The sequence below is a fragment of the Candidatus Lernaella stagnicola genome (assembly GCA_030765525.1).
Classification (GTDB): domain Bacteria; phylum Lernaellota; class Lernaellaia; order Lernaellales; family Lernaellaceae; genus Lernaella; species Lernaella stagnicola.
Genome location: JAVCCK010000030.1, coordinates 35,907 through 56,185, shown reverse-complemented (window position 1 = coordinate 56,185; position 20,279 = coordinate 35,907). Strand labels below are relative to the sequence as shown.

17 protein-coding genes are annotated in these 20,279 nt (G+C 62.1%); 12 read left to right on the top strand and 5 right to left on the bottom strand.

Annotated features, from left to right (window positions below; all coding sequences use genetic code 11):
- Positions 1–198: 198 nt before the first annotated feature.
- Genes P9L99_14090 through P9L99_14070 form a run of 5 tightly spaced genes read left to right on the top strand, consistent with a single transcriptional unit; the run spans position 199 to position 6,103 of the window.
- A complete protein-coding gene (locus P9L99_14090) occupies positions 199–1,734 on the top strand; it encodes a hypothetical protein (GenBank protein ID MDP8224487.1) in 1,536 nt (511 codons plus the stop codon).
- Entirely contained in the window at positions 1,731–2,156 is a 426-nt protein-coding gene (locus P9L99_14085; GenBank protein MDP8224486.1) for a hypothetical protein, read from the top strand. Before P9L99_14090 ends, P9L99_14085 begins: the two co-directional genes overlap by 4 nt.
- A 52-nt stretch (positions 2,157–2,208) precedes the next feature.
- Entirely contained in the window at positions 2,209–3,621 is a 1,413-nt protein-coding gene (locus P9L99_14080) for a radical SAM protein (protein MDP8224485.1), read from the top strand.
- Positions 3,621–4,706, top strand: a complete 1,086-nt coding sequence (locus tag P9L99_14075; GenBank protein MDP8224484.1) for a radical SAM protein — start codon at positions 3,621–3,623, stop codon at positions 4,704–4,706. Before P9L99_14080 ends, P9L99_14075 begins: the two co-directional genes overlap by 1 nt.
- Positions 4,703–6,103, top strand: coding sequence for a radical SAM protein (locus P9L99_14070; GenBank protein MDP8224483.1), 1,401 nt, complete (start codon positions 4,703–4,705; stop codon positions 6,101–6,103). The genes P9L99_14075 and P9L99_14070 overlap by 4 nt, the downstream gene beginning before the upstream one ends.
- Before the next feature lie 51 nt (positions 6,104–6,154).
- On the opposite strand, the gene cysS is transcribed toward P9L99_14070, so the two are convergent.
- The 4 genes from cysS to P9L99_14050 form a co-directional block, all read right to left on the bottom strand.
- Positions 6,155–7,627, bottom strand: a complete 1,473-nt coding sequence (cysS, locus tag P9L99_14065) for a cysteine--tRNA ligase (GenBank protein MDP8224482.1) — start codon at positions 7,625–7,627, stop codon at positions 6,155–6,157.
- Positions 7,628–7,656: 29 nt separating this feature from the next.
- On the bottom strand, positions 7,657–8,565 hold the full coding sequence (locus tag P9L99_14060; protein MDP8224481.1) for a thioredoxin domain-containing protein: 909 nt from the start codon (positions 8,563–8,565) through the stop codon (positions 7,657–7,659).
- A gap of 84 nt (positions 8,566–8,649) precedes the next feature.
- On the bottom strand, positions 8,650–9,603 hold the full coding sequence (locus tag P9L99_14055) for an energy transducer TonB (protein MDP8224480.1): 954 nt from the start codon (positions 9,601–9,603) through the stop codon (positions 8,650–8,652).
- A 195-nt stretch (positions 9,604–9,798) separates the two neighbouring features.
- Complete coding sequence (locus P9L99_14050; protein MDP8224479.1) at positions 9,799–10,233, bottom strand: hypothetical protein; 435 nt, start codon at positions 10,231–10,233, stop codon at positions 9,799–9,801.
- On the opposite strand from P9L99_14050, the gene P9L99_14045 reads away from it, so the two are divergent.
- Both P9L99_14045 and P9L99_14040 read left to right on the top strand, forming a co-directional pair.
- Entirely contained in the window at positions 10,232–11,068 is an 837-nt protein-coding gene (locus P9L99_14045) for an SDR family oxidoreductase (protein MDP8224478.1), read from the top strand. The two genes, P9L99_14050 and P9L99_14045, sit on opposite strands and share 2 nt — an antisense overlap.
- 206 nt (positions 11,069–11,274) lie before the next feature.
- On the top strand, positions 11,275–11,703 hold the full coding sequence (locus tag P9L99_14040) for a hypothetical protein (GenBank protein MDP8224477.1): 429 nt from the start codon (positions 11,275–11,277) through the stop codon (positions 11,701–11,703).
- 71 nt (positions 11,704–11,774) lie between these two features.
- Here P9L99_14040 and P9L99_14035 read toward each other — a convergent pair whose 3' ends face one another.
- Positions 11,775–12,647: a DUF4397 domain-containing protein gene (locus P9L99_14035; GenBank protein ID MDP8224476.1), complete on the bottom strand. Its 873-nt coding sequence runs from the start codon at positions 12,645–12,647 to the stop codon at positions 11,775–11,777.
- A 274-nt stretch (positions 12,648–12,921) separates the two neighbouring features.
- Between P9L99_14035 and P9L99_14030 the strand changes: the two genes are divergently transcribed.
- From P9L99_14030 to P9L99_14010, 5 genes are all read left to right on the top strand, one after another.
- Complete coding sequence (locus P9L99_14030) at positions 12,922–13,902, top strand: ABC transporter ATP-binding protein (protein ID MDP8224475.1); 981 nt, start codon at positions 12,922–12,924, stop codon at positions 13,900–13,902.
- Entirely contained in the window at positions 13,889–14,710 is an 822-nt protein-coding gene (locus P9L99_14025; protein ID MDP8224474.1) for an ABC transporter permease, read from the top strand. The genes P9L99_14030 and P9L99_14025 overlap by 14 nt, the downstream gene beginning before the upstream one ends.
- Complete coding sequence (locus P9L99_14020; protein MDP8224473.1) at positions 14,707–15,552, top strand: ABC transporter permease; 846 nt, start codon at positions 14,707–14,709, stop codon at positions 15,550–15,552. The genes P9L99_14025 and P9L99_14020 overlap by 4 nt, the downstream gene beginning before the upstream one ends.
- 181 nt (positions 15,553–15,733) lie before the next feature.
- Positions 15,734–17,692 carry an FAD-dependent oxidoreductase gene (locus tag P9L99_14015; GenBank protein ID MDP8224472.1) on the top strand — a complete coding sequence of 653 codons (1,959 nt, stop codon included), beginning with the start codon at positions 15,734–15,736 and terminating at the stop codon, positions 17,690–17,692.
- Positions 17,689–20,274, top strand: a complete 2,586-nt coding sequence (locus tag P9L99_14010) for a molybdopterin-dependent oxidoreductase (protein MDP8224471.1) — start codon at positions 17,689–17,691, stop codon at positions 20,272–20,274. The genes P9L99_14015 and P9L99_14010 overlap by 4 nt, the downstream gene beginning before the upstream one ends.
- The last annotated feature ends 5 nt before the right edge of the window (positions 20,275–20,279 follow it).

Genomic DNA, 20,279 nt, shown 5'->3' with positions numbered 1-20,279 from the left:
GCCGCGCGCGAACGCCTGGTCGTTTTCGTCTGCCCCACCCAGCACCTGGACGCCGTAGCGCGGGCCGCCGCCGCCCACATTAACGAAAACACACTGGTCGCGCCGGCCGGTATCCGATCGTGACCTTGCTTGACTTGGCGCAACGCGCCTTTTAGCCTGATTTTTCATTATCCAAGTGCAGATGTGACGGGAGGATTCATGGCAGCCTCTAAACGGGGAGCCTGGGGTAGCAAGATAGGCTTCATCCTGGCCGCGTCGGGCAGCGCCATCGGTTTGGGTAACATCGTGTTTTTCGGTGCGAACGCCTACCGGTTTGGGGCGGGGGCGTTTTATCTGCCCTATTTCCTCGCGCTGATCGTGATCGGCATACCCTTGATGATCGTCGAGTTGGGCCTGGGGCGGATGACCGGCAAGGCGTTTCCGTTGGCCATGCGGGAAATCGGCGGCAAGCGCGGCGAGTATTTCGGCTGGTTCGGCGTGCTCAACGCCGGCGTCATCACGATGTACTACATCACGATTCTCGGCTGGGTCGTCGGCATGCTCCTGCGTTCCATCGGGCCGTTGTGGACGCCGACCGACGTGCAGGCCTTCGGGTTGGCGGCGGGAACGCTGTCGAATTCGATGAGCCATTTCTTCGACATGATCAGCCGTTACGACGCCTTGGCGTTCGTCGTGCTCGTATGGATGTTGAACATCTTCACGGTGCTTTGGGGAACGAAATCCATCGAGACCGTGGTCAAGGTGTTCGTGCCGGCGATGTGGCTGTTTATGATCGTCCTTATTTTCCGCGGGCTGACCTTGGACAACGGGCTCGAGGGCGTGTACCTGCTGTTCACGCCGGACTGGGCCGTGATGAAAAGCAGCGAGGTGTGGCTCGGCGCCATCAGCCAAATCTTCTTCACGTTGTCGCTGGGCTTCGGCATCATGGCTACGTACGCATCCTATCTGCCGAAAAAGAACGACGACGTGCAAAGCGCCCTGACCATCTCGTTGATGAACTGCGGCTTCGAGTACCTGGCGGGCGTGGCGATTTTCTCGTTGCTGTTCGCCTTTGCCATCGTCCCGAAGGCCAGCACGTTGGGGATGATGTTCTTCGTTATCCCCGAGGGCCTCGCGCAGATGCCCTTCTGGGTGCGCACCTTCGGCGTGCTGTTTTTCGTCTTGCTGCTGACCGCGGGGCTGACCAGCGCGGTGAGCCTGGTCGAGACCGTGGTGTCTTCGATCATCGACGCCTTTGGCTTTACGCGCAAAAGAGTGGTGGTCGCGGTGGCGTTTTTGGGGGCCATCGGTTCGATTTCCTTCGCCATGCCGCAGGTGATCGACAAGGGGTTGGATAACAACGGCACCTTGGGCTTAACGCTGCTGGACATGTTCGACCACTGGGCGTTTTCTTACGGGCTGCTGCTGGGCGGGTTGATCGAGTGCATTTTCCTGGGCTGGCTTTTCGACACCGACAAGCTGATCGCCCACATCAACCGGCACAGTTCGATCAAACTCGGCGCGTGGTTCAAAGTGCTGCTGCGTTACGTGCTGCCGAGCTTGATCATCCTGGTCGTCGGCTCGGGGATCTACAAGGAAATCACGGGCGGGCTCTACGGTCACGATTTCAAGGCCGGTCCGTACCAGGGCTTCATGCACTGGTCGGTTGTGATCTGCTGGTTGACCTTTACGCTGGGCGGCGCGGGCGTGTTTATGTTCTTCCGCAACCGGCGTGAGAAAGGAGGCGCGGCATGAAAACGACGGCGACGATTTTGCTGGCGGTATTTGTGTTGGCCCTGACTGCGCCGGCTTGGGCCGCGAAAATCGAATGCGAGCCCGAGTTTCCGATTCGGGGACAGGAAGTGTTCGTCACCCTAAGTGACGTCGAAGACCCGACCGCCTGGTCGTTCGTGGTCACCTACCGGCCCAACTCCGCCACGGCGCAAATCAACCAGCTCGGCCCGCCCGCCGCCGACGGTCGATTGCGGTGGCTACCGACGGCTTCGGGTCTCGTGGAAATCAAAGCGCAGGGCCCGACCAAAGACGCCAAGGTCACAACCAACATCGCGGTGCGTTTTCCCTCGCCGCCGATTTCCGGAATCATTATCCTGCTGGTTGCCGGCACGATCCTGTTCGGCGGCGCCGGGTATTCGTTGTCAAAAGCGATCCGTAACTGAGAACCCCCCTTCGCTCTTTTGCGACCGGGACTACCCTGGTATCTTTCCCAAGATGAAAGTATTGCTCGTCAATCCGCCGATTGCCCCGCGGGAAAGGGGCAACGCCGTAGTGGCCCGGCTGTTTTACAACAGCATGCCGCTGGGGCTGGGCTACCTAGCCGCCATCGCCGAACGCGACGGGCACGAGGCGATGATTATCGACGCCGCGGTCGAGCGCCTCACGATGGCCGAACTGATGCGGCGTACCGGCGAGTTCGGGCCGGACCTCATTGGCCTGACCGGCGTGACGACCAGTTGGGTGATGAGCGTCGCCACCGCGAACGCCTTCCGGCAACGGTGGCCGTCGATACCTTTAATTGTGGGGGGGCCGCACCTGGCCGCGTGGCGTGAGGACGCGCTGAGCGATACACCCTTCGATGCGGGCGTGCTCGGCGAGGGCGAGACGGCCTTCGCGCGGATTCTGGCCGGCGAGCCGTGGCCGCAAATTCCCGGTTTGTTGGTGCGCGAGGACGGCCGGCTGCGAAACACGGGCCCGGCCGAAGTCGTCTCGCACCTGGATGAACTACCGTATCCGGCGCGGCACCTGATGAAAAAAGAACTGTACCGGCCCATCCCCGCCGATTACCGCGAGTTGCCGAAAATCCCGATGATCACCACCCGCGGCTGCCCGCACGGCTGCATCTTTTGCGACAAGAACGTGTTCGGCAGGCGCATGCGCGCTCACAGCGTCGAGCGCGTGTTGGACGAGGTGGAGCACTGCATTGCGGAACACGGCGCGCGGGGCATCGCCTTTTTGGACAGCACCTTTGCCACCCTCGACGAGCGCGCCAAGGATATCGCGCGCGGCATGATCGCCCGCGGCATCAAAACTGAGTGGACCTGCACCCTACGCGCCGACACGGTGGACGAAGAGATGTTCGCCTTGTTCCGCGAGGCGGGCTGCTGGCGGGCGCGCCTGGGTATCGAGTCGGGCGATCCGGAGATTCTGCGGCGCATCGATAAAGACGTGAAGACGGAGCAGATTCGGCAGGCCGCCGAATGGGGCGATAAGCAGGGCATCCAGATGAAGGCGTTTTTCATGCTCGGCCATTTCGGCGAGACCGACGCGTCGGTGCGGCGATCGATCGAATTCGCGCTGAGTCTGCCGTTGATGGAAGTGACCGTGCAGATCAACACGCCCATGCGCGGCACGCCGCAATACGAGCAGTGGTCGTCGTGGGGGTCGCTGACCGGTCACGATACGACCGATTTTTCTTTCTGGGAGCCGGTGTTCGTACCGCACGGTTGGACGCGCGAAAGCCTGATGGCGGCGCAGCGCCGCTTTTATCGTCGCTTCCTGTTGCGGCCCAAGCTGTGGTGGCGGCACTTGAGGAACATCCATGGTTGGCGGGACGTGCGCCGGTACCTCGAAGCGATTCGCCTGGTGCTTTACCTGATACTCGGCCGCGACCAACGGAGCGCCTGATGACGCCGCGCGTGATACGCACCGCCGTCAATTTGCTGCGCCGAAACCTTACCTACGTGCACGCCGGGATCACGCACCGCTGCAACCTGCGATGCGGCATGTGCGGCGTCTACAAGCGGGCGGGGGAGCTCGAGGAAGCAACGCCGGAGCGCTGGCGGGAGATCGCTCGCTTGCTGGCCGAGCGGGGCGCCACGACAATTAGTCTCGGCGGCGGCGAACCCTTTGTGCGCGAGGATGTGGCGGAGGTCGTCGCCGCGTTTGCCGATCACGGTTTTCGCGTGCGCGTGTTGACCAACGGCGTGGCCGTCAACGAGGCGAAGGTGCGCGCCTGTTTGGCCGCGGGCATGGCCGACCTGTCGTTTTCGCTCGACAGCCTCGACGCGGCGGTGCAGGAAGAATTCGACGGCCTGCCCGGCGGGCTCGATAAACGACTGGCCAACCTGGCCATGTTGACGCAAACCCTGCCGCACACGGCCGGGTGGTTGATCAACACCATCGTCAGCGCCAAGAACCTGGCCGACCTGCCGCGCATTTCCGACCTGGCCTACAACCTGGGCGCGCAGGTGAGTTTTATTCCGGTGCATCTAGCCGACGTCGAAGGCGACGCCTTTTTCGGCAGCGACGCATCGCACGCCTTTCCGCCCGAGCAGGCCGATGCGCTGCGGGCCTTCGTGAACGAAGCCGTGGCCGACAAAAAGCGTCGCGGGCACGTGGCCAACTCGCGAGCCTTTCTCGCTGAAATCCCCGGCTACCTTCTCGAAGGCCGCACGACGTGGCGCTGCCTGGCGGGGCGGGCCTATTTGTCGTTGCGGCCCGACGGCAAGGCCAGCCTTTGCCACCATTTCGAAACCATTGACGCGGTGGAGGTCGAACAGATCGCCGCGCGATGGACCGAAGAATTCATCCGCCGGGAAACGGCGTCTTGCCCCGACTGCCTGCGCCCTTGCTGGGCGGAAGTCGCGCTGCTGGCGGTAGACCCGGGCGCGATGTGGGATCAGGTGCGGCTGCAGACCGCCGGCATGTCGCGTCGCCGCTCGCCGCGGAGCGAAGCCGACATCCGCCGTCTCGCAGGGTTGGTGTCATGAAGGTCTTGCTGATCAACCCGCCGGGCGACAACGCGATTTCCGGGGAAATTCCCGACGTCGTGCGCGAGGGGGGCAGGCTGCCGCCGCTGGGCTTGCTGTACGTCGCCGCGGCGCTCAAGCGGGCCGGGCACGAGGTACGTTTTTTCGATGCGGGCAACAGCGGCGCGGGCGTGCGCGAGGTACTGTTGCACGTGCAGGAATTCGCGCCCGATGTCGTGGGTGTGACGGCCACGACCTATCAACTCGTCGACGCCGTGCACGTGCTGGCCGCGGTGAAGCAACAGCGGCCGGAGGCGCTGCGGGTCCTGGGCGGGCCGCACGTCAACGCCTTCGCGGTCGAAGCGGCCGGGTTGGAGGAAGTTGACGCAGCTTTCCTGGATGAAGCCGACGAATCGCTGCCCGCGTTTTTGGCGGCGTGGAAGGGCGGGTTGCCGGAAACGGCGCCGCCGGGCGTGCTGTTCATGCGCGACGGCAAGCTGGTGCGTGGGGAGCCGGTTTGCCGGCCAAAGGACTTGGACGAACTGCCGACTCCCGATCGCTCGCTGCTGGATCGCTCGCTGTATGGCGACGTCGCCGTGAGCGCGGGGCCGCTGGCCACGGTATCAACCAGCCGCGGCTGCCCCTTTGCGTGCACTTTTTGCTCGACGCCCGGTCCGCCGGTGCGCCTGCGCGACCCGAAGGCCGTCGCCGAAGAATTGCAGGAGTTGGCCGGGCAGGGTTTCCGCGAGGTGTATTTCGTTGACGACACTTTCAACCTGCAACCCGAGCGGGCCGCCGCGCTGTGCGAGGAGCTCATCCGCCGCAAGCTGCCGCTTACCTGGACGTGTCGCGCCCGCCTCGACCGGTTGACGCCGGAACTGGCGCGGCTGCTCAAACCGGCCGGTTGCGTGCGCGTGCAGCTCGGCGTCGAAGCCGCCACGCCCGAGGCCCTGGAAGTGCTGGGCAAGAGCATCACGACCGATGACGCCCGGCGAGCCGTCGCGCTGCTGCGGGAGGCGGGCGTGCCCTCGGCGGCGTATTTCATGATCGGCCTGCCGACCGATCGCGCGGTGGCGGATATTCGCGGGACGGTTGAATTCGCGGTGGAACTCGATCCGGATTACGCGGTGTTCAACGTGTTGGTGCCGTACCCGGGGACGCCGCTTTTCGAGGTGGCGGTCGCGCGGGGGCTGATCGATCCCGAGGTGTGGCGGTCGTTCGCCCGGCATCCGGATTCCTCGTTCCAGCCGCCGGTTTGGACCGAATTTCTGACGCCCGCCGTGTTGTACCGCGAACTGCGCCGCGCTTATCGGCGTTTCTACCTGCGTCCGACGCCGATCTGGCGGCAAGCCAGGCGCCTCACTCCGCGCAACCTGTGGGCGATCGCCCGCCGCGCCGGCGACATCGTACGGGGTTAAAAAAAACGACCGGGGCGAACCCGGTCGTCGTTCGAACCTATTTGCTTTCTATTACTTCGCGTACCAGGTTGTGCCTTCGGGGCCGTCTTTGATCGAGAGGCCCCAGGCTTCAAGTTCGCCGCGGATTTTGTCGGCCGTGGCCCAATCCTTGGCCGCGCGCGCTTGGTTGCGGGCGACGATTTTCGCCTCGATGTCGGCCTCGGTGATCCCGTGCTTGGCCATGGCGATTTCGGCGCTTCGCCGGCGGTACTCGGCGGTCCCGACGATGGGAAAGCCCAGTACGTCGCGGATGGTGTCGAAGGCTTTTTTCGCTTCGGTCAGCAGCATCGACTTGCCCGGCTCGTCCTGCAGCTTGCCTTTGGTCGCGATGGTGTTGACCAAGGTGACCAACTCGAACATGTATCCGATGGCGCGGGGCGAGTTGAAGTCGTCGTCCATGGCCGCGGTAAAGCCGTCGACCGCCTGCCGCAAAGCCGGTAGTTGCCCTTTTTGCTTGCCGGTCAATTGCGCTTCGTCGAGTTCAACCTCTTTGGGCAGATTCGCGTCGAGCGTTTCCAGTGCAGTGAAGACGCGATCGACCGCCTCCCGAGCTTCGTTCAGCGCTTCGTCGTAATAATCCAACGGGTGGCGGTAGTGCACCGCCATGAGGAAGAAGCGCAGCACGTCGGGCGGGATGGTTTTGAGTACGTCGCGAATCGTGAAGAAGTTGCCCAAGCTCTTGGACATCTTTTCGTGATTCACCTGCACGAAACCGTTGTGAATCCAGTATTTGACAAAAGGCTCGCCGGTGGCGCCCTCGGATTGGGCGATTTCGTTTTCGTGGTGCGGGAACACAAGGTCTTGCCCGCCGCCATGAATGTCGAAGCTCGCGCCGAGGTGGTGATTGCTCATCGCCGAGCATTCGATATGCCACCCGGGCCGTCCTTCACCCCACGGGCTGTTCCATGTCGGTTCGCCGGGTTTGGAATTTTTCCACAGCGCGAAATCGAGCGGATCCTGCTTGCGCTCGTCGACATCGACGCGGGCGCCGGAGCGCATCTCATCGATATCCCGACGCGAGAGCTTGCCGTAACCCTCGAATTTCCGCACGGCGTAGTAGACATCACCGCCCGCGTTGTACGCCAGGCCGTTATGTTCCAACTTCTTGACCACCTCGATAATTTGCTCGATGTGCTCGGTGGCGCGCGGCTCGACGGTCGGGGATTGAATCCCGAGTTCGTTCATGTCGGTGTAGAACTCGTCGATATACTGCTGCGCCAATTCGGTAGTCGGAACGCCGCGCTCGTTGGCGCGGGCGATGATCTTGTCATCCACGTCGGTGAAATTGCGCACGTAGGTAACGTCGTAGCCTTTGTGCTTGAGCCAGCGAAACACCACGTCGAAAACGACTTGGCTGCGCGCGTGGCCGATGTGGCAGAAGTCGTACACGGTCACGCCGCACACATACATGCCGACTTTGTTCGGCTGCAGCGGTGTGAACTCTTCTTTTGTCCGGCTTTGCGTGTTGTAAACGACTAGTGCCATCGTTCGCTCCTGGTCAGGCTACGGCTAAACTACTTCTTCTCAAGCGCCATCTCGATCACGCCTTTGAAGAATTCCTTCGGTTTGGCGCCGCGCACCATGTATCCGTTGACGAAGGAAGTCGGCGTGCCGCGGACACCAAGCTTTTGTCCCAGCGCGTCTTCCGCGCCAACCTGGGCTTTGACTTTGTCGCCGTCCATATCTTTTTTCAGCTTCGCCACGTCCAGGCCCAGCGCCTTGGCTTTCGGGGCAATGACTTCGTCGAAGGCTTTTTCCGGCGGTGTGCGGATCCAGTCCTTTTGGGTGCTGAACAGCGCGTCGACAAATTCGAAGAACTTGCCCTGCAATCCGGCGGCTGCGGCGGCGCGGTGATAGAACTCGGCGCGTTCACCGTGGACGATCCGCGACTGGAAGGTGACATGCACTTTGTCGGCGCCGAATTCTTCCTGTAACTGACGAATGGACGGGTCGAGACGGGCGCAATACGGGCAGAGGAATTCGGTGAAGGTCACGATCTGAACCGGGGCGTTTTTATTGCCGACGGAGTATGAGCCCTGGGGAACGTCGAGCGTGACTTTTTCCTGCTTGAATACGTCTTTGGGATCGTTGGACGGGGCGGTTCGCTGAGGCCGCTGGCCCTGCTTGCCTTTGCCGCTGCCCTGTACGCCTTTGGCCAAGGCGACCAAGGTCGTGAAGGCTTCGCGCGGCAGGTTTTCCTGTTTCTTCAGGTTTTTGACCATTTCCTCGGCGATGGTGGGGCTCGAGGCGGCGATCGCCAAAGCCAGAGCCTGGTTCATTTCGTCGAGTTCTTTGAACTGCTTATTCTGTTTCGCGGCGTAGCTCATTTTGCTTGTCGGGATAATGCTTGTGAAGCGGCCGACCGAGAAGCCCAAAAAGAGCACGCTGAATGCGAATAATACGATCAATACTTTTTTTGCCACGGTTTTCCCTCCCGGTGGATAACAATGTTCAAAATTAGCCTTATGAACATACCGACCGCGTTTTTGTTGTCAAGCGAATCGGCGCTAATAAATCGCGCGCGCGCCGATGAGGCGGTAATGGAAACTGGCCGACACAGTCAGCTTGTCATCGGGCCAGTGCGAGGGGAAGGGATTGAACCCCGATTCGCGCACGGCCTTAAGTGCGTAATTGTCCAGCAGGCGAAACCCGCTGCTTTGCAGCACGCGGGCGTCGCTGATTTTACCCGAGCGTTCCACAGTGAAGCGCATGAAGGTCACGCCTTGCTGACCGGAACGCTGCGCGGCCTGCGGATACACCCACGCGAGGTAAATCTTCTCCCGCATGTGGCTGAAGTAGCCCATGTAGCGCAGCTTCTTGGTGGAAATCGATACCGATTTGCCCGGCGCGCCCACGTCCGGATTGTACGGATTGACGCCGTCCTCCCCGCCGCCCGGAGCATCCATGCCGGTGCGCGCCAGCAGTTGGTCCACACTTTTCGGCCCCGTTCGACTTCCGCCCGGCGTGCGGGAGGAAACCGCCGTTTGCGAGCCCGCACCACGGGGGTTCGGCACCCCTTGGCCGATATCGGGTATGGACGGCGTTCTGCGGCCCGGAGCCGAAGCGCCGCCGGGTCGCGTACCGCGCCCTGGTCCGCGGGGACCGGGCGCGCGATCGATTTCGTTGATAGGCCTGTCGGCTAGGTGGCTCGGCGGTCCGGCGTCGTGGTCTTCATAGCCCCAAGCATCCGCTTTGTCGGGTGTTTTCTGGTTGGCAGGCGGTTTTTGGAAAAGGTAGCGGTCGGGGTTGTTGGGGTCTTTGAGAGCCGCTTCGAGCGCGGCCATGTCGGCCAGGTCAAAATCGATCGTCTCAGATGTGTCCGTGGGAGCGTTGAAATCCATCACGCCGCCGAAAAAGAGCAAGCCGAGGCCTACATGCAGCAATAGCGATAGCACCGCCGCCACACCGACGATCCAACGGTCGCGATATCGTCGCATCTGATCGCGCCAGGATTCGGGCAACAACTCTCCTTCCGGTCGCCAAATGGGCGCCAAGCCCTGTATACGACAAGCGCGCTTACCAAGCAACGGCCCGCCTCGGTGATTAGACCGTCACGGCGCGCCCTTGTTCAATCAAATATAGCCACCGCGCAAGTCGGCCGACCGGCGGTTTCTTGCAAAACGGAAGAGCGGGGCGTTCAGAGGGGAAATGCCGCGTTAATCCGGCGGTGGAGAGGACTCGGCGTCGAGTTCGTCGTTTTCCTTCGGCTCCTCGGGCACGGATGTGGGGTCGCTCGTCTCGTCTCGCGTGACGATGCGCCGCGCTACGTCCATGAGTTCTTCGTAGGTGTATTCGGTCAGGTCGATGTCGATCGTGTCCCACTGGTCTGAGGGGGGCCGGAAATGGTGGTAAACCGCCGTGGCCAAAAAGAAAAGTATCACGTGCAGGACGAGCGACAGCGCCAGACCCAGCCCCAGAGTGCGCCACCAAAACCGTCGTCGTTGTTTGTCGCCCAACCTATTCTCCTGCGTTTGGGCGATTGTAGGGGCAAAGCCGAAGCCGCCGCAAACGCGCATTTTCTCTTCAATCGACTTATATTCCGTGTTACCAACGACCACCGGCAGCAGATTCACACGCAGGGAGGAACGCATGTCTCACGTTGATGCGACGACCGAACCGACTTCATCCTCGAGGCCCATCGCGTTGATCACCGGCGCCACCTCGGGCATCGGATACGAAATGGCCGACCGCCTCGCCCGGCGCGGCTACGACCTCGTGTTGGCCAGCCGCAATCTGGAGCGCATGAACGAAATTCGGGATCGCTTCGCCGAAAGCGGCACGCAAGTCGTTGCCATCCAGGTGGATCTGACCGGCATCGAAGCGGCCCGGTTCCTGTACGACGAAATCACGCGGCGCGGATTCGCCATCGATGTGTTGGTCAACAATGCGGGCTTCGGCGTGTGGGGCGACCACGTGGAACAGGATCCGCAACGCGTCGAACAGATGCTCGGGCTCAACGTTGTGGCACTTACGACCTTATGCGGTCTGTTCGGTAAGGACATGAAGCAGCGCGGTCGCGGTTACATTCTCAACGTGGCCTCGGGTGCGGCCTACCAGCCCATGCCGCGGATCGCCGCCTATGGGGCGAGCAAGGCGTACGTGCTCAACTTTAGCGAGGCGCTGGCCAAAGAGTTGGAAGACTACGGCGTGAGCGTCACCGTGCTTTCGCCCGGCGCGACCGACACCGGCTTTTTCGACGCGGCCGGGATGGAAGTCAGCGAGGCCGGGCCGATGTCCAAGAAATTCCGCATGTCCGCCGGCACCGTGGCACAAATCGGTCTGGACGCCATGTTCGACCGGCGCCTTTCGGTCATCCCCGGCTTTTTGAACAACCTGTTGGCCTTTTCGGTGCGCCTCGCGCCGCGCAGCGTGGTGGCGGCGATCGTCAAGCGCTTGGCCGACAGCGTGACGGCGGACTCCGCGTAGTCGGCATCTCCATCCCCTTTTTTTTGGGGGGCGCGACGCGGGCATGGGGCGAATCGGTTTCTTTGACCTTTCGCTTGGGTAAAGTGTACGATCAACGACATCTCCGCAGCGCACCAAAGATTTCTCCCACCGTTGCCATTCATTGCGGAGTTCGGGCTTCAAAATTCGACTTGCCGAAACACGGGTTCACCGGCGAAGGGGAAACCATGGGATTGAAAGCCTTTTTCGACCAGATGTCGTTTGGCCGGGCCGTTCCGTCGATGCTCGGCCAAGGGGAGGCCGTCGTGTGGAAATGCACCTGCACGCTGGTTTACCACGATCGCTCCAGCGGGAATTCACGGCCGGGCATGCGGGTGTTCTTCTCCACGTCGGGCATCCTCTGGCGCGGGGACAACGGCGGCGCGCGAAGCATACCCTATTCTGCCATTCGGGGCATGACGTGGGGGCCTGACCTGTCGATCGTCAATCTTAGTACGTTGAATGCGCTGGCTTTGGCGTCTGCGGGCGTTTTCCTCGGCGAAGTCACGATTGAACACGACGGCGAACAGATCGCCGGCCCCATCACGCTCCGTTTTGACGACAAGGCGAAATTCAAAAAGTGTAGAGAAACGCTGGAAGCCGCCATGGCGGAGTGAGAGCGCGCCAAACGAATGCAATAAAAAAGGCGCCCCGAAGGGCGCCTTTTGCGGACTAGTTGTTGTGGGTTTTACATGTTGGGGTCGATGCGGGCCGTGGTGCCGTCAGGCAACTGGGCGATCAGGAAGATGTCCGGATCGTCGTAGACCGCAAAGACGTTGTACTGCGCGCCGCCGGGCAGATCGGGCGTCGTGAACGCGGCGTCGTAGTCGGACGGGTCTTCGTTCAAGTCAAAGCCGATGTCGTAGCTGGCGGGAGCCAGTTCGAAGAACTCACCGCCGCCGTACGCAAATTCGTCGATCAACAGCAAATCGTCGCTGCCGTCGAGGATGGCGTACACGTCTACCGGATTGAGAATCGCGGCGTCAGCCGTGTGGCCCACGAACAGGATGAAGTTCGCCGGGTCCATCGCCGCCGAGGCGTCGTCGATGATCAGCAAGGCGGCCAGGCCGCTGTCTTCTTTGGAGATCGGGATCTCACCGTACACCACGGCGGTGTAATCGGTGTCGGCCGCGAGATCGACGGGGATGTCGAACACGCTATCAGTGGCCGGGTCGCCGCCGTCGGGCACGATGTTAATCGTATACATGCCGGCGGGCACTTCGCCGTAAGTCGAGCCCTCGGTGAAGTCAACGTCGGCCACGAATTCGAGGGTGTTGTCGACCCAAATGTCAACGATGCCCGCGTTCGGGCTTAGGTGCAGAGCGCGGATGCGCGCATTACCGGGAGCCGTATCATCGTCGTCGTCATCATCGTCGTCGTCATCGGTGGCGTCGTCGTCGGTGGCGTCGTCGTCGGTGGTGTCGTCGTCGGTGGCGTCGTCGTCGCCGGCATCATCATCATCGTCATCGTCATCGTCATCGCATGCGGCTAACACGCCCATGACCATGACCAGGGCGAGCATCATGGCGAACAAGAAATTGAATCGAGTCAAGCTTTTCATTTTCTCCTCCTTCGGACAGTTCAGTTTTCACTTCTCACTAAGTTGTTTTATTTTTTCTCGGTCACGACGTGAAGATAAGCAGTGTGTTGGCCTTGTCAACGATTTTTGTCCAGAAATAAACTCGACAAAAGACGGCGGTGCCGTAAACACAGGATAAACGGTCGCTTATCGGCCTCATTTTTTTAAGCCGTATCTTCGTATCCCCGCCGCGGCTGGTTTGACACATTTCGGCCGAGTCACTAGTTTGTCTGCTCCACAGGCCAGGGATGCCGATATGACGCATGCTATTGAGACCAAAGACCTAGTTCGCACTTTCAAGAAGAAAAAAAGCGCCGTGTTTACGGCGGTTGATAAGGTCAATTTGCAGGTGGCGCCGGGGGAAGTGTTCGGCCTGCTCGGTCCCAACGGGGCGGGCAAAACGACGCTGATCAAGATCCTGGTTACGCTGCTATACCCGTCGGCGGGCCAGGCGTTTGTCGCCGGTCATGATGTGGTGAAGGACGCCGACGCCGTGCGGCCGCTGATCAACATGGTCTCGGGCGGCGAGACCAGCGGATACGGCATTTTGACCGTGCGGGAAAACATCTGGATGTTCAGCCAATTCTACGGCATCCCCGGAGCGGTCGCCAAAAAGCGCATCGACGCGTTTCTCGATCGCTTCGGGCTGACCAAGGACGCGGGCACGAAGGTCAATCGCTTGTCGACCGGCATGCGGCAGAAGATGAACATCATCCGCGGTTTTGTGACCGACCCGCAGATTCTCTTTCTCGACGAGCCGACGCTGGGCCTGGACGTGCATGTGGCGCGCGAGGTGCGCAAGTACATTCGTGAATGGGTCGCCGAGAAAGCGGGCCGCACGCTGCTGCTCACCACGCACTACATGGCCGAGGCCGAGCAGCTTTGCGACCGCGTCGGCATCATCGACAACGGCAAGCTGGTGTTGACCGGCACGCCCGCCGCGTTGCGCAAGAAGGTCGGCGAGGGCGGTTCGTTCATTCTGCAGTTGACTCCCGCGGTAACCGACACGTCGCTGGTCGACGGCATTCCCGGCGTTACCGACGCGTATTTGAAGGAAGGTCCGAGCGGCGAGAGCAACGAATTGCGGTTCGTGCTCGACGACGACCAGAAGCTGACCGACATCTTCGCGGCGGCCGCGGCAAGGGGTTACCATGTGCAGAGCTTCGCTAAAAGCCAACCCGATTTGGAAGACCTGTTTCTGAAGGTCGTGGGGCGGCGGTTGCATGAGCACGAGTAGACTACGGCATGCCCTGCGGGCGATCCGCGCCCGCGCCTACGTGCGCATCGTGGGGGCCAACCGCGAGATCTCATGGCTCCTTGGCGAAGTGTTGCTGCCGATCGTTGCGCTGGCGGCCTATATCTTCATTTATCGCAGCCTGGGCGCGCCGAGTCGTTACGAGGCGATCGTGGTGCTCGGCGGCGCGATGATCCCCTTCTGGCTCGGCGTATTGTGGTCGATGGCATCCCAGTTTTACTGGGAGAAGGAGATGGGCAACCTCGATTTGTACATGGCCTCGCCGATGGAACCGGTGTGGCTGCTGTTGGGCATGGCGTTGGGCGGCATGTTCATGAGCACGGTGCGGGCGGCGGGCGTGTTGGTGTTCGGCGTGTTGATCTTCGGCGTCGATTTCACGGTGCGGCAGCCGCTGCTTTTGGCGGTCATTTTTGTGCTGACTCTCACGGCGCTGTTTTCCATGGGCATGGCGGCTTCCAGCGTCTACTTCATGGTGGGGCGCGTGGGCATTAAGCTGAACATGATTTTGATGGAGCCGGTCTATTTTCTCTCCGGGCTGTTCTTTCCGGTCAATAAGTTCGGCAAGGTGCTGCTGACTCTGGCCGCGCTGCTGCCGCTGACCGTCGGCCTGGACGGCGTGCGCCAATTGATGATTCCCGACGCGAAGGGAATCGGTTTTCTGGCGCCCCCGGTGGAAGCGGCCATTTTGCTGGTCATGACCATCGTGTTCACCATCGGCGCGATGAAGCTGATGAAAGCGCTGGAAATCAAGGGCAAACACGACGGGACGATGACGCTGAGATGGCAGTGAAAACCAAACACCTGCGCGCCTTCTGGGCGGCGATGAGGATCGGTTGGGAAATCGAATCCAACTGGACCAAGTGGCCGCTGTACTTGCTGTATGCGGCGGTGCGGCCGCTGGCGTTGTGTTTGCTGCTCTACTTTTTATTCAAGGTGGTCAGCGCCACACCGGCCGACGACCCCCGTTTTGTCGCCGTGTTCGTTGGCAACGCGTTTTTCACGATTTTCGGCACGATGGCCTCGTCACTCTCTTGGGCCGTGATTTCCGATCGCGAACACTATCAACTGATCCGCTACGTCTACATTGCGCCCGCGCCCTTCAAGCTTAACATCATGGGTCGTGCGGTGACCTTCTTGATCGTGGCGCTCTCCAGCGTGGTGATCGTGCTGGTGGTCGGCCGGCTGACGCTCGACCTGCCCATCGGCTTGGCGCAAATCAACTGGCCGCTGCTGATGATCACGTCGGTGCTGGGCGTTATTTCCACGCTGGCGCTCGGTTTGTTTTTCGCCGGCATGCTGCTGGTGACCGCGCGGCATTCGCTGCTGTTGGCCGAAGGCGTCGGCGGCATGTTCATGCTTCTTTGCGGCGTGTTGTATCCCACGACCTTCCTGCCCGGTTTCCTGTGGCCCCTGGCGTTGCTTTCGCCGGTCACGTACTGGATCGAAGGATGCCGCCGCGCGTTCGGCGTTACGGGTTTTGACGCCAACCTCGCCTGGCTGCCCACCGAGTTGTTGCTGCTGGTTCTACTCGCGTTGACCGTCGTGACCGCCGCCGGGGGTATGAAGGCCTTCGACTTTTTTGAAGAACTCGCCAAGCGCCACGGCAAGATCGACCAAACCACGAACTACTAAGTAGCGCCCGCGCTCGGTCGTGCGGCGAAACCATGCAATATCTTGACGCTTTGCCGCCTGAGTGCTACACCCAAGCGCGACCGGCATACGCCGCGCCCCTGGCAGTTCACCGGCGTCGGCGTCGGTACAGCGATCACCCGGTGGGCCGGCATGCGCTCGCCGGCGTCAGCCTGGGGGAATCATGGGCAAAGTAGCTTTCGGTTGCTGGTCGGATCGCTTGATCGACCACCGCGGCAAAGCGCCCGTCGAGGCGCCCGACGACCTCAAACTGCCGTTCACCTACCGCGAACCGGATGACATCAAAGCGTTCATTGGCTGGGACGGGTTTTTCATCGCCGATGAATCGGTGAACGTGGTGGCGTTGTGCTGCGCGTACATGGAAGCGGCGCAGAGCGAGGCGAGTTGCGGCGAGTGCTTTCCTTGTCGCGTAGGCACGCACATCGCGGCCGAATTGTTGCAGAAGCTGTGCGAGGGCAACGCCACCGCCGAGGACTTGCAGCAATTGCGCGACGTGTTGGTAAGCGTCGCGAACGCCTCCAAGTGTCAGATCGGGCAGACGGTTCCGCGCCCGGTGCTCAAGGCGCTGGAACATTATGCGGACACCTTCAATGCCTGCGTCGGGTCCGGCCGGAGAATCGAACCGGTCGAACTACTCACCCGCATGGCGGCCCCGTGCACCGAAGCATGTCCGGCGCACCTGGATATTCCCCTCTATGTGGAGAACATCAAGAAGCGGCGCTACCTGGAATCCAGCGACGTTGCGCGCGCGAACTGCGTGATGCCCGCCGTGCTGGGCCGCGTGTGCGTGCGCCCCTGCGAGTCGCACTGCCGCCGCGCCAACGTGGACGAGGCGATTCAAATCAAAGACCTCAAGCGCTTCGCCTCCGATTACGAAATGCTGCACGGCCACCGGCCGGGCGGACGCGTTCTTCAGCCGCCCACCGGGAAGAAGGTTGCGGTGCTCGGCGCGGGTCCCGCCGGGTTGGCCGCCTCGGAAAAGCTGGCGCAGATGGGCCACGCGGTGACGATCTACGAGGCGCTGGCCGAAGGCGGCGGCATGGCCGCGGTGGGCATTCCGGATTACCGCCTGCCGCGCGCGGTATTGCGTCGGGAAGTCGAACTCATTCAGGAATTGGGCGTCGATATCCTTTACCAGCAGCGCATCGGCGAAAACGGACCCGCGTGGGACGACTTGCTGCACAAGCTGGGCTACGACGCGGTTTTCATCGGCGTGGGCGCACACCATTCCAACAAACTGCGGTGCGAAGGCGAAGACGAAGGCTACAAGGGCTTCATTCACGGGGTGCATTTTCTGCGGGCCGTGGCCGAGGGGAAGGAAACGCCTGAGGGCAAGAAGATCGTCGTAGTCGGCGGCGGCAACGTGGCGATCGACTGCGTGCGCACGGCCATGCGGCTGGGTTTCGAGGACGTCAACATCGTCTACCGTCGCACCGAAAAAGAAATGCCCGCCGACGATGTGGAGATCCGCGACGCGCATGAAGAGCGGGTCACGTTCAATTTCCTGTGCAACCCAACCAAGCTTATCGCCGACGACGAGGGCCGGCTTACCGCGATCGAACTCATTCGCATGGAACTGGGCGAACCCGACGCGTCGGGACGCCGCCGGCCGGTGCCGATGGAAGGCAGTGAGTTCATGATGGAAGTGGACGTGGTCATCCCCGCCATCGGCCAATCGCCCGACCTGGGTTTTTTGGCCAAAGCGGAGGGCCTGGAATTCACGCGGTGGAATACCGTCGTGGCCGATGAGTACACCGGGGCGACGGCGCTGCCCAACGTGTTTGCCGGGGGCGACTGCGTCACCGGCGCCGCGACGCTGATCGAGGCTGTGGCGGCGGGCAATCGCGCGGCGATCAGCATCGACCGGTTTCTGCGCGGCGAGATCGTGGATTTGGATCACTACCAGCGCATGGAGCGAGTGTTGGCCTCGGTCAAAACCTACGATCCCGACGAGGTCATCAACCTGCCCGAGGGCATGCACCGACGGGGCTTCGACCATCTGCCGGTCGAGACACGCATCACGAATTTCGACGAGGTGGAGGCGGTTATGAGCGCGCGCAACGCCACAACCGAAGCGGCCCGTTGCCTGCGCTGCTACCGTCTGGTGGGGGTGGCGCTATGAAGACGACCGATCCGGCGACGGTAACCCTCACGATCAACGGTCAAGAAACGACGGTGCCCTACGGCACGTCGATCCTGGACGCCGCGCGTGGTTTGGGCGTTCACGTCCCAACGTTGTGCGAACACCCGTGGATTCACCGCCTGGCCTCCTGCCGCCTGTGCATCGTGCGGGTGGAGGGCCTGGAGAAACCCGTCGCCTCATGCACGACGATGGCGAACGAGGGCATGGTCGTCACGACCTACGACGACGAACTGCACCGCATGCGGCAGACGCAACTACAGTTCATTTTGCTCAACCACCCGCTGGATTGCCCGGTGTGCGACAAGGCCGGCGAATGCCGGTTGCAGGATCTGACGTACGAGCTTGGCGTCGAAAACGTGCCCTATCGGGCGCGCGTCGGCGAGCAGAAGATCGACACCCTCAGCCCCCTGATCGAGCGTAACGACGAGCGCTGCATCCGTTGCGGGCGTTGCGTCGCCGTGTGCCGCGAAGTGCAGGCTGTGAGCGCGTATGTCTTTGAGGGTCGTGGCTACAACACGCGCATCAACACGTTTGATGGCGGACCGCTCGATTGCGAATTCTGCGGTCAGTGCGTTGCGATCTGCCCGGTCGGCGCGTTGCTGACCAAGCAATTCAAGAACACGGCGCGGGTGTGGGATCTAAAGCCCGTTGAGACCGTCTGCGGTTACTGCGGGGCGGGCTGCCAAATTGAAATGCACGTGCGGCGCAACAAGGTCTTTCGCGTCACCAGCGACGTGGACACGACCACGAACTGGGGCCGCCTGTGCATTCGCGGTCGCTTTGGGTGGGATATCCTTCGCCGCGAAGACCGGCCCACCACGCCGTTGATTCGCCGCGACGGCGAACTCGTACCGCTTTCCTGGGAAGAGGCTCTCGAATCGATGGCCGAGGGCATTCGGCACGCGCTGGCCACCGGCGGTCCGGAAGCTGTCGGCGCGCTCGCCGGGTCCCGGTTGCCGGTCGAAGACGCCTACGCGCTCGCGTACACCTTCGGCGCCGTCATCGGCACGCGACGGGTGGCGATTTCGGGACAGGACGAATACGGCGAGGCGATGAAGACCGTGCACGATCGCTTCGGCAGGCCCGGTTCCACCGCGACCTTCGCGGACCTGCGTCGCGCCGACGCGGTGTTCATTTTCGGTTCGGACCTCGCCGCCGAAATGCCCGTGCCGCACCTGGATGTCATCGCCGCGGTGCGGGAAGACGACGCGCGGCTCATCCAAGCGCATCCGGTGCCCACGAAGTTGGATGATTTCGCGACGGTGAAACTGCCTTATCGTCCCGGCGCGCAACGGAATCTGCTCGTGTTGCTGCTTAAGTCTTTGGTCGAAAACAAGCTGCAGAACGTGCGTTTCATTCACAAGAACACCAAGGGCTTCGCCGCGTTCAAGTCGGCGCTGGACCGCCTGGACGCCGCAGCCTTGGCCGAACAGGCGGGGTTGGATTTGGACGCCGTCGCGCATGCGGCGGGCATTTTAGCCGCAGCCGAGCGCCCGGTGGTTGTGCTGGGGGCGCAGGCGCTCAGCGGCCGGCAGGCGCGGGACATCTGCGGGCTTGCCATCGATTTGCTGATGGTGCTGGGCAAGGTCGGCAAAGGCCTGCTGCTCTCGACCGATCGCAGCAACCTGTACGGCTCGATGCTGGCGGGCTTGGTGCCCGGGCGTGGACCGGGTTTGGCGACCTACGAGCACGTTCCGGAGGGTTGGCCGCGTCTGCCCGAGGAGCCCGGTATGGGTTACGAGGGGATCATCGAGGCGGGCATGGCCGGGCGTCTGTCCGCGCTGATCACCTTTGGGGCCAACCCGCTGGTGCAGGCGGCCAAAGCCGAGCCGCTGGGCAAGGCGATGGAAGTGACCGGCTTCGTTGTGGCGTGCGACACCTTCCTGACCGCCACGGCCCGCAAGGCGCACCTCTTTTTACCGGTGGCCGCGGCCGCCGAGCGTTCGGGTACGTATGTGTCGGCGGAGGGGCGGGTGCTTAAGCTGCGCCGTGCCGTCGAGCCGCCCGAAGGGGTGTGGACCGAGTGGCGCATCTTGGCCGAATTGGCGCGCTTGCTTGACGGCGAGCCGGCCGGCGAGACGCTGGCGGAACTGTGGGACAAAGTGTCGGTCGACGTGCCCGATTTAGCGGCGGCGGCGGCGAAAAGCGACGGACGACGCGGCGCGCTCTTGCCGCGGCTGCAACTCGACGAGGACGTCAAACTCGATTTCGGCAAAATCCCCGAACCCATCGAAGCGATGGAAGGCGACCTGATTCTCGTTTGCGGGCCGGTTCTCTATCACAACGGCACGTTGTCAACGTATTCCCCGGCGATCGCCGAGGTGTGCGCTGCGCCGTGGCTCGAGATGCATCCGGAAGATGCGGCGGACCGGGAATTGGCCGAAGGCGACATCGTGTGTGTGGGGCGGGATAACGTGGAGTTGGACGTGCCGTTGCGCTTCAATCCGCGATTGGCGCGCGGTCTGGTTTTCGCCCCGAGCCATTTCGAAGAATTCCCGGTTGGTCGCTTATTGGAAAACTGCGCCTGCGCGCCGGTCACGGTGGCCAGGCATACGCCTTAAGACGT